At 64.6% G+C, this 14921-nt stretch carries 14 protein-coding genes; 3 read left to right on the forward strand and 11 right to left on the reverse strand.

Features of this window, described 5'->3' with window-relative positions:
* Positions 1-92 precede the first annotated feature (92 nt).
* A complete protein-coding gene (locus AC4ELS_RS17255; RefSeq protein ID WP_499048337.1) occupies positions 93-1658 on the forward strand; it encodes an HNH endonuclease signature motif containing protein in 1566 nt (521 codons plus the stop codon).
* Here the strand turns inward: AC4ELS_RS17255 and AC4ELS_RS17260 are convergent.
* The 6 genes from AC4ELS_RS17260 to AC4ELS_RS17285 form a co-directional block, all read right to left on the reverse strand.
* Positions 1655-2053, reverse strand: a complete 399-nt coding sequence (locus tag AC4ELS_RS17260) for a DUF6632 domain-containing protein (RefSeq protein ID WP_064887702.1) — start codon at positions 2051-2053, stop codon at positions 1655-1657. The genes AC4ELS_RS17255 and AC4ELS_RS17260 overlap by 4 nt on opposite strands.
* Before the next feature lie 37 nt (positions 2054-2090).
* Complete coding sequence (locus AC4ELS_RS17265) at positions 2091-3350, reverse strand: glucarate dehydratase family protein (RefSeq protein ID WP_498886871.1); 1260 nt, start codon at positions 3348-3350, stop codon at positions 2091-2093.
* Positions 3350-4276 carry a 5-dehydro-4-deoxyglucarate dehydratase gene (locus AC4ELS_RS17270; RefSeq protein WP_499048340.1) on the reverse strand — a complete coding sequence of 309 codons (927 nt, stop codon included), beginning with the start codon at positions 4274-4276 and terminating at the stop codon, positions 3350-3352. The genes AC4ELS_RS17265 and AC4ELS_RS17270 overlap by 1 nt, the downstream gene beginning before the upstream one ends.
* 25 nt (positions 4277-4301) lie before the next feature.
* Positions 4302-5897: an aldehyde dehydrogenase (NADP(+)) gene (locus tag AC4ELS_RS17275; RefSeq protein WP_499048343.1), complete on the reverse strand. Its 1596-nt coding sequence runs from the start codon at positions 5895-5897 to the stop codon at positions 4302-4304.
* Between the two features lie 363 nt (positions 5898-6260).
* Positions 6261-6719, reverse strand: a complete 459-nt coding sequence (locus tag AC4ELS_RS17280; RefSeq protein WP_064958332.1) for a DUF3237 domain-containing protein — start codon at positions 6717-6719, stop codon at positions 6261-6263.
* The gene (locus AC4ELS_RS17285) at positions 6716-7198 is read right to left on the reverse strand and encodes a nuclear transport factor 2 family protein (protein ID WP_499048346.1); all 483 of its coding nucleotides are present in this window, start codon (positions 7196-7198) and stop codon (positions 6716-6718) included. The genes AC4ELS_RS17280 and AC4ELS_RS17285 overlap by 4 nt, the downstream gene beginning before the upstream one ends.
* Before the next feature lie 285 nt (positions 7199-7483).
* On the opposite strand from AC4ELS_RS17285, the gene AC4ELS_RS17290 reads away from it, so the two are divergent.
* Positions 7484-8521 carry an NADP-dependent oxidoreductase gene (locus tag AC4ELS_RS17290; RefSeq protein WP_064879297.1) on the forward strand — a complete coding sequence of 346 codons (1038 nt, stop codon included), beginning with the start codon at positions 7484-7486 and terminating at the stop codon, positions 8519-8521.
* Positions 8522-8847: 326 nt separating this feature from the next.
* Here AC4ELS_RS17290 and AC4ELS_RS17295 read toward each other — a convergent pair whose 3' ends face one another.
* Positions 8848-10353, reverse strand: a complete 1506-nt coding sequence (locus AC4ELS_RS17295) for a long-chain-fatty-acid--CoA ligase (RefSeq protein ID WP_064879299.1) — start codon at positions 10351-10353, stop codon at positions 8848-8850.
* 247 nt (positions 10354-10600) lie between these two features.
* On the opposite strand from AC4ELS_RS17295, the gene AC4ELS_RS17300 reads away from it, so the two are divergent.
* The gene (locus AC4ELS_RS17300) at positions 10601-11311 is read left to right on the forward strand and encodes a TetR/AcrR family transcriptional regulator (RefSeq protein WP_498889573.1); all 711 of its coding nucleotides are present in this window, start codon (positions 10601-10603) and stop codon (positions 11309-11311) included.
* A 48-nt stretch (positions 11312-11359) separates the two neighbouring features.
* Here AC4ELS_RS17300 and AC4ELS_RS17305 read toward each other — a convergent pair whose 3' ends face one another.
* From AC4ELS_RS17305 to AC4ELS_RS17320, 4 genes are all read right to left on the reverse strand, one after another.
* Positions 11360-12226, reverse strand: coding sequence for a mycofactocin-coupled SDR family oxidoreductase (locus AC4ELS_RS17305; protein ID WP_491837055.1), 867 nt, complete (start codon positions 12224-12226; stop codon positions 11360-11362).
* Between the two features lie 79 nt (positions 12227-12305).
* Positions 12306-12731: a VOC family protein gene (locus tag AC4ELS_RS17310; RefSeq protein ID WP_498889571.1), complete on the reverse strand. Its 426-nt coding sequence runs from the start codon at positions 12729-12731 to the stop codon at positions 12306-12308.
* Positions 12728-14233, reverse strand: a complete 1506-nt coding sequence (locus AC4ELS_RS17315; protein ID WP_499048350.1) for a CoA-acylating methylmalonate-semialdehyde dehydrogenase — start codon at positions 14231-14233, stop codon at positions 12728-12730. The genes AC4ELS_RS17310 and AC4ELS_RS17315 overlap by 4 nt, the downstream gene beginning before the upstream one ends.
* Before the next feature lie 50 nt (positions 14234-14283).
* On the reverse strand, positions 14284-14844 hold the full coding sequence (locus tag AC4ELS_RS17320) for a cupin domain-containing protein (RefSeq protein WP_055110977.1): 561 nt from the start codon (positions 14842-14844) through the stop codon (positions 14284-14286).
* Positions 14845-14921 lie beyond the last annotated feature (77 nt).

The raw sequence follows: 14921 nt of genomic DNA on the forward strand, positions 1-14921 counted from the left end.
GCAGCGCGGACACGCCGAGAACGCTTGAGCTTCAATCGAAAACACCGCTGAACAGCAGAAAAGCGCCCACTAGAACACTAGGAGCGCCACATGTGTTCGAACTACTCGAGCACCGCACCCGCGCCGAAGCCATCGAATCCGCCGGACGCCTGGCAACCATCGCCGAGATCGTGGCCCGCCACTGCGACGACGAAGACGACATCACCGCCTTCCGGGTGATCGACGGCTGGGAATCCGCTACCGCCGCGATCAGCGCCGCCTGCAACCTGACCCGTCGCGCTGCCTCCACCCAAATGCGCATCGCCCAAGCCCTGCGCGAACGGCTTCCCAAAGTCGCCGCCGTCTTCGCCCGCGGAGACATTTCAACCGCCGTCGTCTCCACTATCACCTGGCGCACCCAACTCATCAACGACGAAGACGCATTGCGACTGGTCGACACCGCCCTCGCCGGCGCCGCCACCACCTACGGCGCACTGACCGCCACCAAAACCGAACAGGCCATCGACGTCTGGGTGGAAAAATTCGACCCCGCCGCCGTGCGCAGAACCCGCACCGCCGCCCGCGAGCGCGACATCCACTTCGGCGACCCCGACGATCCCAACGGCACCGTCTCTATCTGGGGACGGCTGCTGGCCACCGACGCCGCCCTGCTCAGAAACCTACTCAACACCATGGCCCGCGGAGTCTGCGACAACGACCCGCGCACCACCGGGCAACGCCGCTCCGACGCACTGGGCGCCATCGGCGCCGGAGCCGACCACCTCACCTGTCAATGCAACAACCTCGACTGCCAAGCCACCGGCGTCGACCCCCGCTCCCGCGCCGTGATGATCCACCTACTCGCGCAAACCCTGCCGCAGTCAGCCGCCGACACTCACAACAACGAGGCCGGCGACTCAGGCAATGCCGCCGACAGCGAGGTGAGTCTCCGTGAAGACAACGAAGACAGTGCCGACAAGCCCGGCGAACAAACACCGGCACCCCCGGCACAACCACCCCGTGATCCACGCATCCATGGTGAACCCAACCGCAACGACTACAGCGCTGACCGCACACCAGCCGTAACGGGCGGTCCTGCAGTAATTCTCGGCGGCGGGATCGTGCCCGCACCCCTGCTCGCCGAACTCATCGCAACCGGCGCCACCGTCAAACACCTCACCAACGCGGACGACCTCACCACCCAAACCAACTACCGCCCTTCGGCGAAACTGGCCACATTCGTCCGGATGCGCGACCTCGTGTGCACGTTCCCCGGCTGCGCGGTATCAGCCCACAACTGCGACCTCGACCACGCCACCCCCTGGCCCGCCGGAGCCACCCATCCCGGCAACCTCGGCCCCAAATGCCGAACCCACCACCTGATCAAGACCTTTCAGACCTGTGAAAGCGGCTGGACCGACTTCCAACACCCCGACGGCAGCCACACCTGGACCTCCCCCACCGGCCACATCTACCAGACGACCCCATTCAGCCAGATCCTGTTCCCCGACTGGACCACCCACACCCCAGCCCCAAAGCCGGCCCCAGCCCCGGAAACCCCCACCGACCGGCACGCCAAAATGCCGCTCCGCCAACAAACCCGCCAACAAGCCCGCACCCAGCGCATCAACACCGAACGCCGACTCAACACCGAACTCGACAAACCCCCACCCTTTTAGGCGGGTTCGCGTCGAATTCCGGAAGTCCGGACCAGTACCGCCAACACGACGGCGGCGATGAGCAGCGCGGGAACGTCACCCCACAGGTGCCCCATGTGATGGCCGTCCCCGAAGGACTGCACCGCCATGATCGCCGCGTGCACGACGCTGGAGACCACGGTGAACCAGATCAGACTGATGTTGGCCTCGGGTCGTCGCGCCGCGTTGAGGAGAAACAGGCCCAGCGTCACGTATACGCCGACGATCATCATGAAGTAGTTGGACTCGTACGGAGCACCGTGATGCCAGGCCCACCCCGCAGGCCAAACCACCGCCAGCGGGTACAGCAGGATCATCACCGCACCGAAGACCACGAGTGCGGCCTGCAGAAGCCGGTAGCTGCGTGAAGGTTCCATGGCGCACTCCTAGAGACGTCGAGCCTCCAGGATCGCACTACCAACGCGGGCTGACGGCCTCAAATGACGGATCGACCGTACGCATGTAGCCGGTGTCGTCGCGGTCAGTGATCCCGCAGCGCACGTACTGCTCGTGCAACGCGGCCAAGGAGTCGTCGTCGATCTCAACCCCGAGTCCGGGGCCGGTCGGCACCGGCACCGCCCCCGCGTGGAACTCGAGGGCGCCGGGACGCACGACGTCTTCGGTCTTCCACGGCCAGTGGGTATCACAGGCATAGGTGAGATTCGGAGTGGCGGCGGCCAGATGCACCATGGCGGCCAGGCTGATGCCCAGATGCGAGTTGGAGTGCATGGACAGCCCCAGTCCGAAGGTGTCGCAGATTCCGGCGAGCAGGCGGGAACGCTGCAGCCCACCCCAGTAGTGGTGGTCGGAAAGCACGACGCGCACTGAATCTTTCGCGATGGCTGGGGCCAGTTGGTCGAACGCCACCACGCACATGTTGGTGGCCAACGGCATGGGTGCCTGTGCTGCCACGTCGGCCATGCCGTCCAGCCCCGGCGTCGGGTCCTCCAGGTACTCCAATACGCCGGACAGTCGCGCGGCCACCTTCATCGATGTCTCGGGGGTCCAGGCGGCGTTCGGGTCCAGCCGCAGCGGATGGTTGGGGAACGCGGCCCGCAACGCCTCGATCGCGGCCGCCTCTTCTTCGGGCGCGAACACGCCACCCTTGAGTTTGATTGCGGTGAAGCCATATTCGCCGATGATCCGGCGGGCCTGCGTCACGATGCCGTCGGGGTCGAGCGCCTCGCCCCAGCAGTCGGGCTCGGCACCGGGGTGGGCGGCCCACTTGTAGAACAGATAGGCGCTGAACGGCACGGCGTCGCGCACCGCGCCGCCGAGAAGGTCCGACACCGGCCGGCCGGTGGCCTTCCCCGCGACATCGAGGCACGCCACCTCGAACGGTGAGAAGACCTGGTCGACCGCACTGGCGGTGGTGATCATGCCGGAGGTACCGACCGCAGCCGTATCGCCTTGCAGCACCCGAGCGATGGCTGCACGAATGGCGTTGAGAGAAAACACATCAAGCCCGACAATCGCGTCGGCCGCGGCAGTCAGCCGCTCCAGATGCCGGGTGTCGGCGTAGGTTTCGCCGAGCCCGGTCAGGCCCGCATCGGTATCCAGCTGGATGATCGCCCGCAGCGCGAACGGTTGATGCACGCCGACGGTGTTGAGCAACGGCGGGTCGGCGAACGCAACCGGAGTGATGCGCGCACCGGTGATGCGGACCGGTGGCATCAGTGGACCAGGGCGTCAGCGAGCACGGCGCGGCCGGCTGCCAGGATGCGTTGCAGCTCAGCGACATCGTCGGGCCTGGCATCGATCAGAGGCGGGCGTACCGGTCCGGCTGGGATCCCCTCCATGGTGACCCCGGCCTTGATCAACGAGACCGCATAGCCGGGAACGGTGTCGCGCAGTCGCACCAGCGGATGGTAGAACTCGCGCGTCAGGGCCGCGATCATCGGCTCATTGCCAGTCTCCAGTGCCTGGTAGAAGGCGAGTGCGACATCGGGGGCGAACGCGAAGGTCGCCGAGGAGTACAACGTCACCCCGATGGCGCGGTACGCCTGCTGCGACACCTCGGCGGTTGGCAGCCCGTTGAAGAACTGGAACGGCTTGCCGAGCGGCTCCAACGCGTCGGTAACCGCACGGACGATGCGTGACACCCGATCGAGATCGCCTGTGCCGTCCTTGAATCCGACGACATTGGGAATCAGGGCCGCCTCGACCGCCGACTCCTCGGTGTAGCGGGCGTTGTTGCGGTTGTAAACGACGACGGGAAGGTCGGTGACGGCGGCGCTGGCCTCGCGGGTGTACTCCACGAGCCCGGTCTGCGGCATCTCCACCAGGTACGGCGGCAGCAGCAGCAGGCCGTCGGCACCGGCGTCGGCGGCTACCTTGGCAAAGGACTTGGCCGACGCGATCGATCCGCCTGCTCCTGCGTACACCGGAACCCGGCCGCCGACCACCTCGACGGCGGTACGCACCACGGTGCGCATCTCCTCGGGATCGAGGGCATGGAATTCTCCGGTGCCGCAACCGACGAACACACCACCGGGCCCGGCATCGACACCCTTGGAGACGTGCTGCGCGAGCAGGTCCACGTCGATGTCACCAGCGGTGGTGAGCGGGGTTACCGGGAAGAACAGGACGCCGTCCAGCATTTGTCTACTCCTTGTGTTTTTCAGGTCAGTCTTTGGTGAGTTGGCCATCGATACGCCGCCACAGGCCGTCTGGGTTTCCGTCGGCAATGGCACTGGGCAGCAGCGATTTCGGGGCGTCCTGATAGCAGACCGGGCGCAGGAACCGCTCGATGGCCCGAGCGCCCACCGACGTGGTGCGCGAATCGGAGGTCGACGGGAACGGCCCGCCGTGCACCATGGCGTGACCGACCTCGACGCCGGTCGGCCAGCCGTTGAACAGGATTCGGCCCGCCTTGAGCTCAAGGACGTCCAGCAGTTCACCCGCCTGACCGTGATCGGGCTCGTCGGCCTGGATCGTGGCGGTCAGCTGCCCCTCCAGGCTCTGGGCGAGCCGCAACATCTCAGCGGCATCCGAACACTTGACGAGGACGCCGGCGGCGCCGAACACCTCACCCTGCAACGCCTCCGAGGCCAGGAAGGTGGCCGCATCCGTGGCGAACAGTGCGGCGCGGCACGAGGCGGCGGGCGCGTCCATCTCGGAACCGCGGGCGACCAGGACGGCCTCGGCGTCCAATGCCTCAACGCCGTCGTGGAAGCCGGCGGCGATACCCGGCGTGAGCATCACGGTCGGCGCACTCGCTGCGATCGCTTCACCCGCGGCGGCGACGAAAGTGTCCAGTTCCGGGCTGTCGACCGCGATGACCAGCCCGGGGTTGGTGCAGAACTGTCCGGAGCCCAACGTCAGCGAACCGACGAAGGCACGGCCCAACTCAGCACCTCGGCCAGCCAGTGCACCGCCGAGCAGGAATACCGGGTTGACCGCACTCATCTCGGCATACACCGGTATCGGTTCAGGACGAGCCGCGGCGGCGGCGACCAATGCCATGCCGCCCGCACGGGAGCCGGTGAACCCGACCGCCTTGATCCGGGGATCGGTGACCAGTGCGATGCCGAGTTCCGGACCGAAGCCGTACAACAGGGAGAACGTGCCGGCCGGCAGCCCAGCGGCGGCGACAGCGTCGGTGATCGCACGCCCGACGAGTTCGGAGGTGCCAGGGTGAGCATCGTGTGCCTTGACCACGACGGGGCAACCGGCAGCCAGGGCGGACGCGGTATCGCCGCCGGCCACGGAGAAGGCCAACGGGAAGTTGCTGGCGCCGAACACCGCGACCGGGCCGAGCGGCACGCTGCGCTGACGAATATCAGGGCGCGGCAACGGGGTTCGGTCAGGTTGCGCTGGGTCGATACGGGCCTGGTTCCAGCTGCCCTCGCGCAGCACAGTGGCGAACAACCGCAATTGACCCGCGGTGCGCCCGACCTCGCCGGTCAGCCGTGGCCGGGGCAGGCCGGTCTCGGCGTTGGCGCGGTCCACGAGGGCGTCACGCATCGACTCGAGATTGGTTGCGATCGTTTCCAGGAACCGGGCCCGCGTCTCGATGGGGGCTGACCGGTACGCCGGGAACGCCTCCGCAGCTGCGATGCAGGCGTCCCCAACATGGGAGCGGTTGCCGTACGCATACGCAGGATCGATGGGGTTGCCGGTCTGCGGGTCGACGCCGCGGATCTCATCACCGGTCCCTCGCACAGGAGTCCCCGCGATCAGCATCTGTCCGGTCAGGTCCAGCGTCACCGTTGAGGTCATACTGGCACCGTACGACCGTCAATAAATACATGTCCAAGTCAAATTTGCGGCTCATTGATACATCTACTGCATCAGTTGAGGCCTGCGCACACGTGCGGGTTTGGAGTGCCTGCGACCAGGGTCGTTTCCAGAACTCCGCTGACAATGACGCCTCACCTGAGCTGCGGGTTAGGCGAGCATCGTTCCGAGAGTTTCAGAACGCTGGTGCCGAGCCGGCCAGCAAGTAGCGGCGCCGCGGCACTCGCACTCGCACCCCGGGGGTGCGGGCTCAACGCCGACATTCGCGCGCCTGGATGGAAACGCGAACGATTACCCCGTCCCAATGTCGGCGTTGACCTCACCTATTGGCCGGCGGCGTGCCGGTCAGACAACGACTCGGAAGACTTGGAATTCGACGATGGGGCCGGGTTGGATGCGTCCTTGTCCGACGAAGATGCTTTGGTTGACCCAGGCGTATTTGGGGTCTCCGGATTCCAGGCGTGGGGTGGTGACGAAGTAGTGGTCGCCGAAGTCGGTGCCCGTGTTTGCGCCGCCGAGGGCGCCTGCGGCTGCTTCGTTGACCTCGACGAGGCCTTGGTAGCTCATGTAGATGACCGCACCGTCGTCGGTGTAGAACTGGGCGCGCACGTCGAGTCGGCCGTAGCCGTCCTCGCCGGCCAGTAGCCAGTCCCCGCCACCGGGGGCGGCGGTGCCGCTGAACCGTTTTCCGGTGACCTTGCCTCCGGTGACGGCCAGGACCTGACGCAATCCGTACGGGCCCGGACCCACGATCTGGGGTTCGGCGAGCTCTGCGGTGTAGCTGAACTCCGGCTCCAACTTCACTGGCCAGCCCCCACTCCCGCGGCTGCCATCACAGCTGACATGCCCTCGGCGATCACGTCGCGCCCAAAGGCTTCGAGGACAACATTGGGATTGAAGTACTCGCGGATCAGCACAACCTTGCCGTCCCGGATCCGCATGTGCGTGCAATACGTATTGGCGTAGATCTTGCCGGTCTGCGTGACCGTCGCCTTCCCGTGCAGCTCCAGAATGATAAGTTCCGGGTCGGTCGTGTCGTGCACAGTGAGCGAATCGATCCGGAGGTCGGGCACCGAGGCGAAGAACCAGTCGATGAAATGACCGATCAGGTGTCGGCCAGGGACGGTGTCGGCGAGCGGCTCGGGTGCGAAGGGCATCTCCCAGACGCCGTCTTCGGCAAAGTTGTCCTTCCAAGCCTCCAGCGCCTCGCCCTGAGGCGGACCGTCATCGAGGGCCCCCCAGAATCGCTCAACCGTCGCGCGGTTGTCCGTTTGTACGCTCATGCGCCCGCCTCCATCTCTCGGTCGACTGCCGTCACAGTCGAATGACAAATCGAGAGTGCACTATACGTCGTTAATAGTCAACAGTGTGTCGAGGAAAGCCACACCCGTTGCCCCCGAACGTGACTCGAAACCCACAAACGAACGCCGCCAGCCTTAGACACACCGTTGATTAAACCCAACACCGAGTCTAGGATGAATCCAGGTCTTGGCGCGATCCCTCTGGATGCGGTGCTTGCGCGCCCTGATGACCACCATTCCAGTCACCGCCGACAACGAGGATTCGCCATGAAAACACTCACCAACCGGCTGTTTCGTCTACAGAGGCGGCCGCAAGGCCAAGTCACCGAACAAGATCTTGTGTGGGCCGAGGAGCTCGTCCCCGACATTGCGGAGGGGCAGGCGTTGATCCGCACGCTGTACCTGTCGCTCGACCCCACGAACCGTGTCTGGATGAGCCAGTTGCGTTCGTACATCCCGCCGGTTGAGTTGGGTGCGGTGATGCGTGGTCTCGGTGTCGGTCAGGTGATCGAAAGTCGGCGAGACGACCTTCCGGTGGGCGCCTTCGTCCTCGGCTTCACTGGCTGGCAAGAATATTGTGTCGCTGACGATTCCGTTCTGGAGTTTCCATTCACAGTGCTGCCCGACCCACTACCGGCGCCGCTTTCGGCATTCCTGGGAGTACTTGGCCACACTGGTATTTCAGCGTTCATCGGTATCGAGCTGGGCGATCCGCAGCCCGGCGAGACGGTTGTTGTTTCCGCCGCAGGGGGCGCCGTCGGTTCTATCGCTGGGCAGCTGGCCAAGCAGCGAGGCGCCCGCGTGGTCGGTATCGCCGGCGGCACCGAGAAGTGCCGGCATCTGGTGGAGGAACTGGGCTTCGACGCATGCGTAGACCGGCACTCGGACGACTGGCGCGAGCAACTCGACGAGGCGACCCCCGACGGCATCGACGTCGACTTCGAGAACGTGGGCGGCCCGATCATGGATCACGTGCTGGGCCGGTTGAACATCGGTGCTCGAGTGGCGCTATGTGGTCTGATCTCGGAGTACGACACCTACAACGCCGACGGCGATCAACCAGGTCTGCGCAACGCAAACCAGTTGCTCATGCAGCGCGCCACCCTGCGTGGTTTCATCGTCACCGACCACATAGAGCGGTACACCGAAATCATCGGCAAACTCGCCGCGGCGCTGGGCGAGGGCTCGGTCATGTACGACGAAACCGTCGTCGAAGGTCTGGAAAGTGCTCGAGAAACCCTCAATCAGGCACTTTCCGGCGGCGCGCGCGGAAAGACAGTCGTCCAGGTCGCACCGCTCCCCTAGCCCGTCCCTGAGCGCGCGCCACCCGGCCGGTGGTAAGTCACCGGCGGGGTGGGGCGACAACTGGCCATGAAAATGATTGCGACGGCACAGCTTCCGTGGAGGTTGCATCTTCTGCTGCGCTCAAGTCCTTGTGCGCGTCGTCGGCAGCCACGTCGGCCGGGTCGCCCGAATACGTCATGTCAGTTGTACTGGTGCACTACAGGTTCTGCGGCTTCTGCGTGATACAAACACCCGCGGCGGGGCCACGAACGTCTACCGATGACATCGGGACTCTTTGAGCACTACGACCTTGGTGATCGGCACCCGGTTGTGGGCCGACCGCGCGGTCAGCTACTCAGCCGATCCCGTGGGTTGGGCAGCTGCACTTCGCGTCGGAGGATCTTGCCGGTCGGACCCTTGGGCACGGAGTCGACGAACCAGATTTGGCGGGGGTATTTATACGCCGCGAGACGATCTCGTACGAACGCCTTCAATTCGCCAACTTCTGCGTGCGCCCCACGTTTGAGCGCAACGGCCGCGCCGATCTCCTCCCCGAGGTCTGCGTGTTTGATGCCGATCACCGCGGCTTCAGCGACAGCAGGATGTTCGTAGAGCACTTCCTCGACTTCACGGGGGTACACGTTGTACCCGCCCCGGATGATCAGATCCTTCTTCCGGTCGACGATGGTGTAGTACCCGTCGCTATCGCGAATGGCGATGTCGCCGGTACGAAACCAGCCATCGGGGATGGCTTCGGCCGTTGCCTCAGGTCGGTTCCAGTACCCCTTCATCAGATTCTCTCCCTGGATGGCGATCTCGCCAGGGACGCCATCAGCAATGTCCTCGCCATCGTCGCCGACGATGCGCAGCGCGCAACCCCGCACGGGTATCCCGATGGTGCCAGGCCTGCGCTGATGGCCTGGCTGGTTGAAGCAGGCGATAGGCGCCGTCTCTGAGAGCCCATACCCTTCGTAGACTTCGCAATCGAACTTGTGCTCAAACGCTTTGAGAATCTCGACAGGCATGGGCGCACCGCCGGTGATGCACGTGCGGAGCGAGGACATGTCGGTGTTGTCCGCATCAGGAGAGTGCAGCATCGCGGCGTACATGGTGGGCACGCCTTCGAGAACCGTCACTCGATCGCGGGCCAGGACCTCCAATGCCTTGGCAGCATCGAAGCGGGGAACGAGCGTCAGGAGGGCACCGGCTTTGACTGCTGCATTGAGTCCGCAGGTGAGGCCGAAGACGTGAAACAGTGGCAAGCACCCAAGGATCACGTCTTCAGGGCCCACGTTGATCAACGTGTCCACTGTCGTCGCGGCGTTGGAGGACATGTTCCGGTGGGTGAGTTCTGCCCCCTTGGGCTTGCCAGTGGTTCCCGAGGTGTACAGGATCACCGCAGTATCGTTGTCGGTTCGCTCGGCCGCTTCACGGATTGGGCTGCCGGACAGGTTGATTGGCCCCGTAGGGCGCACCAATGCCGAGCGAATTCCAACTTTCACCGCTGCGGCCGGCACGACGGAATCGCTGCCATCCAACCCGTACACCATCGTCATACCCGAGTCGGTGAGGTAGTACTCGACCTCACGTGCACTGAGCAGCGGATTCATGGGAACTGCGACAGCGCCCGCCAGGAGGACGCCGTAGAACAGCACTGGGTATGCCGGAACATTGGGGAGCACCAGACCCACCCGATCGCCGGGGAGCACGCCTCGGGCCCGCAGATCTCCGGCCACAGCCGAAGCCTGGTCATAGAGCTGCCGGTACGACAGCACGTATTCATCGAGCTTCACGGCCGGCCGGTCCCCGTATTCGTGCGCAGTCGCGACGAGATTGCCAGCGAGGTTGGACACGGTTGACTCCTACTTCGAAAGAGAGCTCGCATTTTCATTCCGCGGCCAGGCGTGCGAATCGCGTCTGAGCGCGGGCGGAACAGCGGCCGAATCTGAGTCGACGGCCGGCGCCGGCACGAACGTTGAAGGCGAGGCCGATGCAACGCTCATAGTATGCACTAATCGTTGGTGATACTCAACACAATGTCGATTATTACCCGGTACTTCGGTCTTTGGTACACCTGTTTCGCAGTTGGCCTGACCTATCATGTTTCGCATGGCGTCCACTTCATCTTTCAACCTGAGCACCACAGAAACACGGGTGGGCCGACGAAACATCAAAGGTGACAGACGCGAACAAGCCATCCTCGAAGGTGCTTACGACATGTTGCGCACAGTGCCGCTGCGCAACATTTCCATCGACGATCTCACCAAGCGCGCGGGGCTGTCTCGGTCATCGTTCTACTTCTACTTCGAGTCCAAGTGGCAGCTGTTGTCGGCGCTCCTCTCGCGGGTCACCGCCGACGTGTTCCAAGCATCGCAACTGATCTTTGAACGTCCGGCCGGTATGCCGCCGGAGGCGGCCATCGAGCACGCGGTCAACGAGGTTATTCAGGTGTGGGAACAGCACGGTCACGTTCTTCGGGAAGTCGGCGACGCCGCTGCGGCCGAGCCGGACCTGCAGAAGCAGTGGGACACGATCCTCGGTCGGTTCATCGACGCTTCGGCGGCCAGCATCGAGCGAGACAGGGCTGCCGGCGTGGCCATCGACGGGCCACCTGCCAGGTCATTGGCTGCCGCGTTGATGTGGATGGGTGAACGCAACCTCTCGTTGATGAGTCTGCGCAGCGAGAACGCAATCCCGTTGAAGGACATGGCCGAAACGGTGACCACCATATGGCTGCGAACGGTCTACGGCCTTGAGTGGAAGCCGCGCGAGAAGCCCAGTAGACGCCGCAAGTCCTCCCCGAAGACGTGATCGACGTCTTCCGGGAGGGCCCTGCTTGACCTTTGGGGTTGCCGGACGTTACTGGTTGTCCAAGGCCATTTTCGTCATATTCAGCCCCGGCATCAGCATGTGACCACCCTCGACCAACATCTCGAGACCGGTCGTCCATCGTGATTCGTCGGAGGCCAGCCACAGCACGGCCTCGCTCATGGCCTGCGGCGGCAGCAGGCCTACATCCCGCAGAACTGCCCAGTACCTCGCGCCCTGCAGGTCCTCTTTGACCCCCTGGCCAGGCCCCTTGCCTGCGCAGAGGTCGTAGCCCCCTTGCCAGTCCAGGGCGGGCGTATCGGTAGGCCCGGGAAGAAGTGAGTTGACTCGGATGCCGTACTGACCGAACTCGAGTGCTGCACTCTTCGCCAGGCCGAGTACGCCATGCTTCGAAGCCACGTAGTGGACGTAGTGGGGAGATCCCTCGACGCCGTTGCCGGACGAGGTGATGATCACCGACCCCCCTCCGCGCGTCTTCATGGCGGGGGTTACGGCCTTCAGCGTGCGCCAGGGCCCCATGATGTTGACGTTGAGCACATCCAGGAACTCGTCCTCGGGAATGTCTGCGAACGGGTGCACAGTCCAGATGCCGGCGTTGGCCACTGCGACATCGAGTCCGCCGAAGGCCTGCACACCTTCGGCGACCAACGTGTCCAGCGGGGCCTGCTCACGAACGTCGCCTTGGTGCGCGATGATTCGCCGGCCCAGCGCCTCGACTTCCTTGACCGTGATCTCGAGGTCAGCTGCCGTGCCGACGGGATAGGGAACCCCTCCATTAGCCGGGCAGTCGAAGGCGAGGATGTCCGCGCCTTCCTGTGCGAGGCGGATGGCGTGTGCTCGCCCCTGGCCTCGGGCCGCTCCGGTGACCAGGGCGACCTTTCCTTCCATGCGTCCCATGTTTACTCCTCGTGGTGATTGGTTTACGGTCGGCCGATCGGCGAGACCGCCTGTGGTGCAACGGATATAAACCGAGACCTCACTCGCTCGGTCTGATCAGTTGGAGAAGAACATCGATTCCGGGAGGTTCGGTCCAGACATGTGTGGCCTCCCCCATCAGAATCGGTGCCTCGATCGGCTCCGGGCGGCCAGGTCCTCGGATGGCACAGCCCGCGAGTTCAGGGCCGTCGGCGTGGTGCAGCCGCAGTGCCAGGTGGTCGAGTTTTGCCGGTGCTCCGTCGAGGGCCGTCTCGAGCGCGTCCAGGTCGTGCAGGGTGTACAGCTCGACCTCGGCGCCGGAAACGTTGAGGAACGCCGCGCGGACGCTCATGGCCGGAACGTCGACCGAACGAGCAACCTCCACCCCAAACCGATTGGACCAGTGCGCGAGTGCCGAGTCGAGGTCGCGTACCAGGATGCCGACGTGGTCGAGCCGAGGGAGGCCGGCAGCGGGTGGCGAGGTCATTGACTACCCGCCGCGACGAAGTGCGGAGCAAGACCGGGCCTAGGCTCGGTCCAACGCTGCGTGACGACCTTGGACCTCGTGTAGAAGCGATAGCCGTCGTAGTTGAGCCCGTCGTCTCCGAAGCGTGAGTCCCCCCATCCGCCGAAGCCGAACCAGGAGATCGGCACGGGGATAGGCACGTTGATCCCAACGCTGCCCGCCGATACGCCGCGGCTGAACCGGCGCGCAGCGGTGCCGCTGCCGGTGAAGATGATGGCGCCGTTCCCGTAGGGATTGTCGTTGACGATCTGCAGGGCCTGCTCGAGATCTTCGACGCGCAGCACGCTCAGGACCGGTCCGAACACTTCGTCGCGGTAGAGGTCGCTCTCGACGCCGACGTGGTCGACGAGACTGGGACCGATGAAGTAACCGGCTCCGGGGGCTTCCCGCTCACGGCCATCGACGACCAGTCGGCCACCCTGCTTGACGGAGCGTTCCAGCGCCCCTCGGACCCGATCGAGTGCCCGCTCCGAGATCAACGGTCCCATGTCAGAACCCGGCACCTCGCCCGGGCCCACCTTGAACGCGATGGCGCGCTCGGCAATCTTGCCCACCAGTGCATCTGCCGCCGAGCCGACCGCTACCGCGACCGTCACTGCCATGCATCGCTGACCCGCAGCGCCGTAGGCCGCCGAAACCAGCGCATCGGCCGCGGCATCGAGATCGGCGTCGGGCATCACCACCAGGTGGTTCTTGGCGCCCCCAAGTGCCTGCACTTTCTTGCCTGCCTCTGCCGAGCGCCGGTAGATCGCACGTGCGACAGGAGTGGACCCGACGAACGAGACCGCCGCGACATCGGGGTGGTCGATAAGTGCCTCGGCTGCCTCCACACCGCCGTGCACAACGTTCAGCACGCCGTCGGGCAATCCTGCTTCGCTCGCGATCTGCGCCAACCGCACCGATGCCGACGGCACCTGTTCACTTGGCTTGAGCACGAACGCGTTCCCGCACGCAATCGCGGCTGCGAACATCGATACCGGCACCATGACCGGAAAGTTGAACGGTGTGATGCCGGCGCACACACCGAGCGGTTGCCGGAAGGAGTACGTGTCGACCCCATTGGCAACCTGCTCGGCGTACTCCCCCTTGAGTTGCTGCACCACCGAAAGCGACACGTCGACGGCTTCGATCGAGCGCGCCAGTTCTCCCCGGGCGTCTGCGAGCGTCTTGCCCTGTTCGGCCGTGATGATCGACGCCAGGTCGTCCACCTGCTCGTGCAGCAAAGCCCGGAAACGATGCAGTATCGCCGCCCGCGCTGGGCCGGGGGTGTCGGCCCAGGCGACCGTCGCAGTGCGGGCATTGGCGACAGCTTCGTCGACGGCATCGGCGCCGCCCAGTACGACGGTCCCGATCACGCTCCCTGTAGCGGGATCATGGATCTCGGCTCGCGGCCCCTCGGTCGAGGAGACTGCCGCGCCGCCGATCCAATGCGGCACGGTGTCAAGAGATACATCGATGGTCACAGCAACTCCAATGGGTCAGTAATGCCAAATATCCGAACCGACAACCACGCTCACGCGTTCTGGCGGGGATGCGGAATTTCGGGGAACATCTCCAGGCCGTAGTTGACCTTCAGGTTCTCGACCTCGGCCTGCAGCTGCTCGGGTGTGCGGAGCTCGCGATCGCGCGCTTCGTAGAAGTACTTGTCGATACCGCCGTTGGGCTCGAAACCCTCGCTGTCGGGGCCGGGCACGAACACCACGAGGATCCGGGCTTCGTCACCGACCACCTCGTAGGTGTGCCGCTGATCCTTGCGCCCCCAGACGAACTGGCCTTTCTTGGCGTTGTAGGAACCGGCCTCGGTGTGGATCTTGATTTCACCGTCCATCACGAAGAAGCCCTCTTCTTCGCGGTGGTGGATGTGCCAGACCGGTTCGGTACCACGCACCCAGTTGGTCTCGATGACGATCAGCTGACCGTTGGTGGTCTCACCAGTCGCGTGAATCCAGAAATCTACCCCGGTCATGAAGTCACCGGTCATGTTGAAGTGGATGTCTTCACGGTGGGAGACGTAGCTCTCGCCGTCGCGTGAAGTTGACGGTTGGATCTGGTCGACGTCCGATCTCGTGGCCATGTCAATCCTCTTGTGTCGTTGTAGCGCCGTACGCCGGTGTGCGGTGTCACGGCCTTGGCAGATTTGAGACTAGACTC

The sequence above is a fragment of the Mycobacterium shunyiense genome (assembly GCF_058270035.1).

What these genes read in the sequence shown, in the direction of transcription:
- AC4ELS_RS17260 (WP_064887702.1), bottom strand. Translation starts at nt 2,053, where the DNA reads ATGGAACCTTCACGCAGCTACCGGCTTCTGCAGGCCGCACTCGTGGTC.
- AC4ELS_RS17265 (WP_498886871.1), bottom strand. Translation starts at nt 3,350, where the DNA reads ATGCCACCGGTCCGCATCACCGGTGCGCGCATCACTCCGGTTGCGTTC.
- AC4ELS_RS17305 (WP_491837055.1), bottom strand. Translation starts at nt 12,226, where the DNA reads ATGGGACGCATGGAAGGAAAGGTCGCCCTGGTCACCGGAGCGGCCCGA.
- AC4ELS_RS17320 (WP_055110977.1), bottom strand. Translation starts at nt 14,844, where the DNA reads ATGGCCACGAGATCGGACGTCGACCAGATCCAACCGTCAACTTCACGC.
- AC4ELS_RS17300 (WP_498889573.1), top strand. Translation starts at nt 10,601, where the DNA reads ATGTTTCGCATGGCGTCCACTTCATCTTTCAACCTGAGCACCACAGAA.
- AC4ELS_RS17310 (WP_498889571.1), bottom strand. Translation starts at nt 12,731, where the DNA reads ATGACCTCGCCACCCGCTGCCGGCCTCCCTCGGCTCGACCACGTCGGC.
- AC4ELS_RS17275 (WP_499048343.1), bottom strand. Translation starts at nt 5,897, where the DNA reads ATGACCTCAACGGTGACGCTGGACCTGACCGGACAGATGCTGATCGCG.
- AC4ELS_RS17290 (WP_064879297.1), top strand. Translation starts at nt 7,484, where the DNA reads ATGAAAACACTCACCAACCGGCTGTTTCGTCTACAGAGGCGGCCGCAA.
- AC4ELS_RS17270 (WP_499048340.1), bottom strand. Translation starts at nt 4,276, where the DNA reads ATGCTGGACGGCGTCCTGTTCTTCCCGGTAACCCCGCTCACCACCGCT.
- AC4ELS_RS17285 (WP_499048346.1), bottom strand. Translation starts at nt 7,198, where the DNA reads ATGAGCGTACAAACGGACAACCGCGCGACGGTTGAGCGATTCTGGGGG.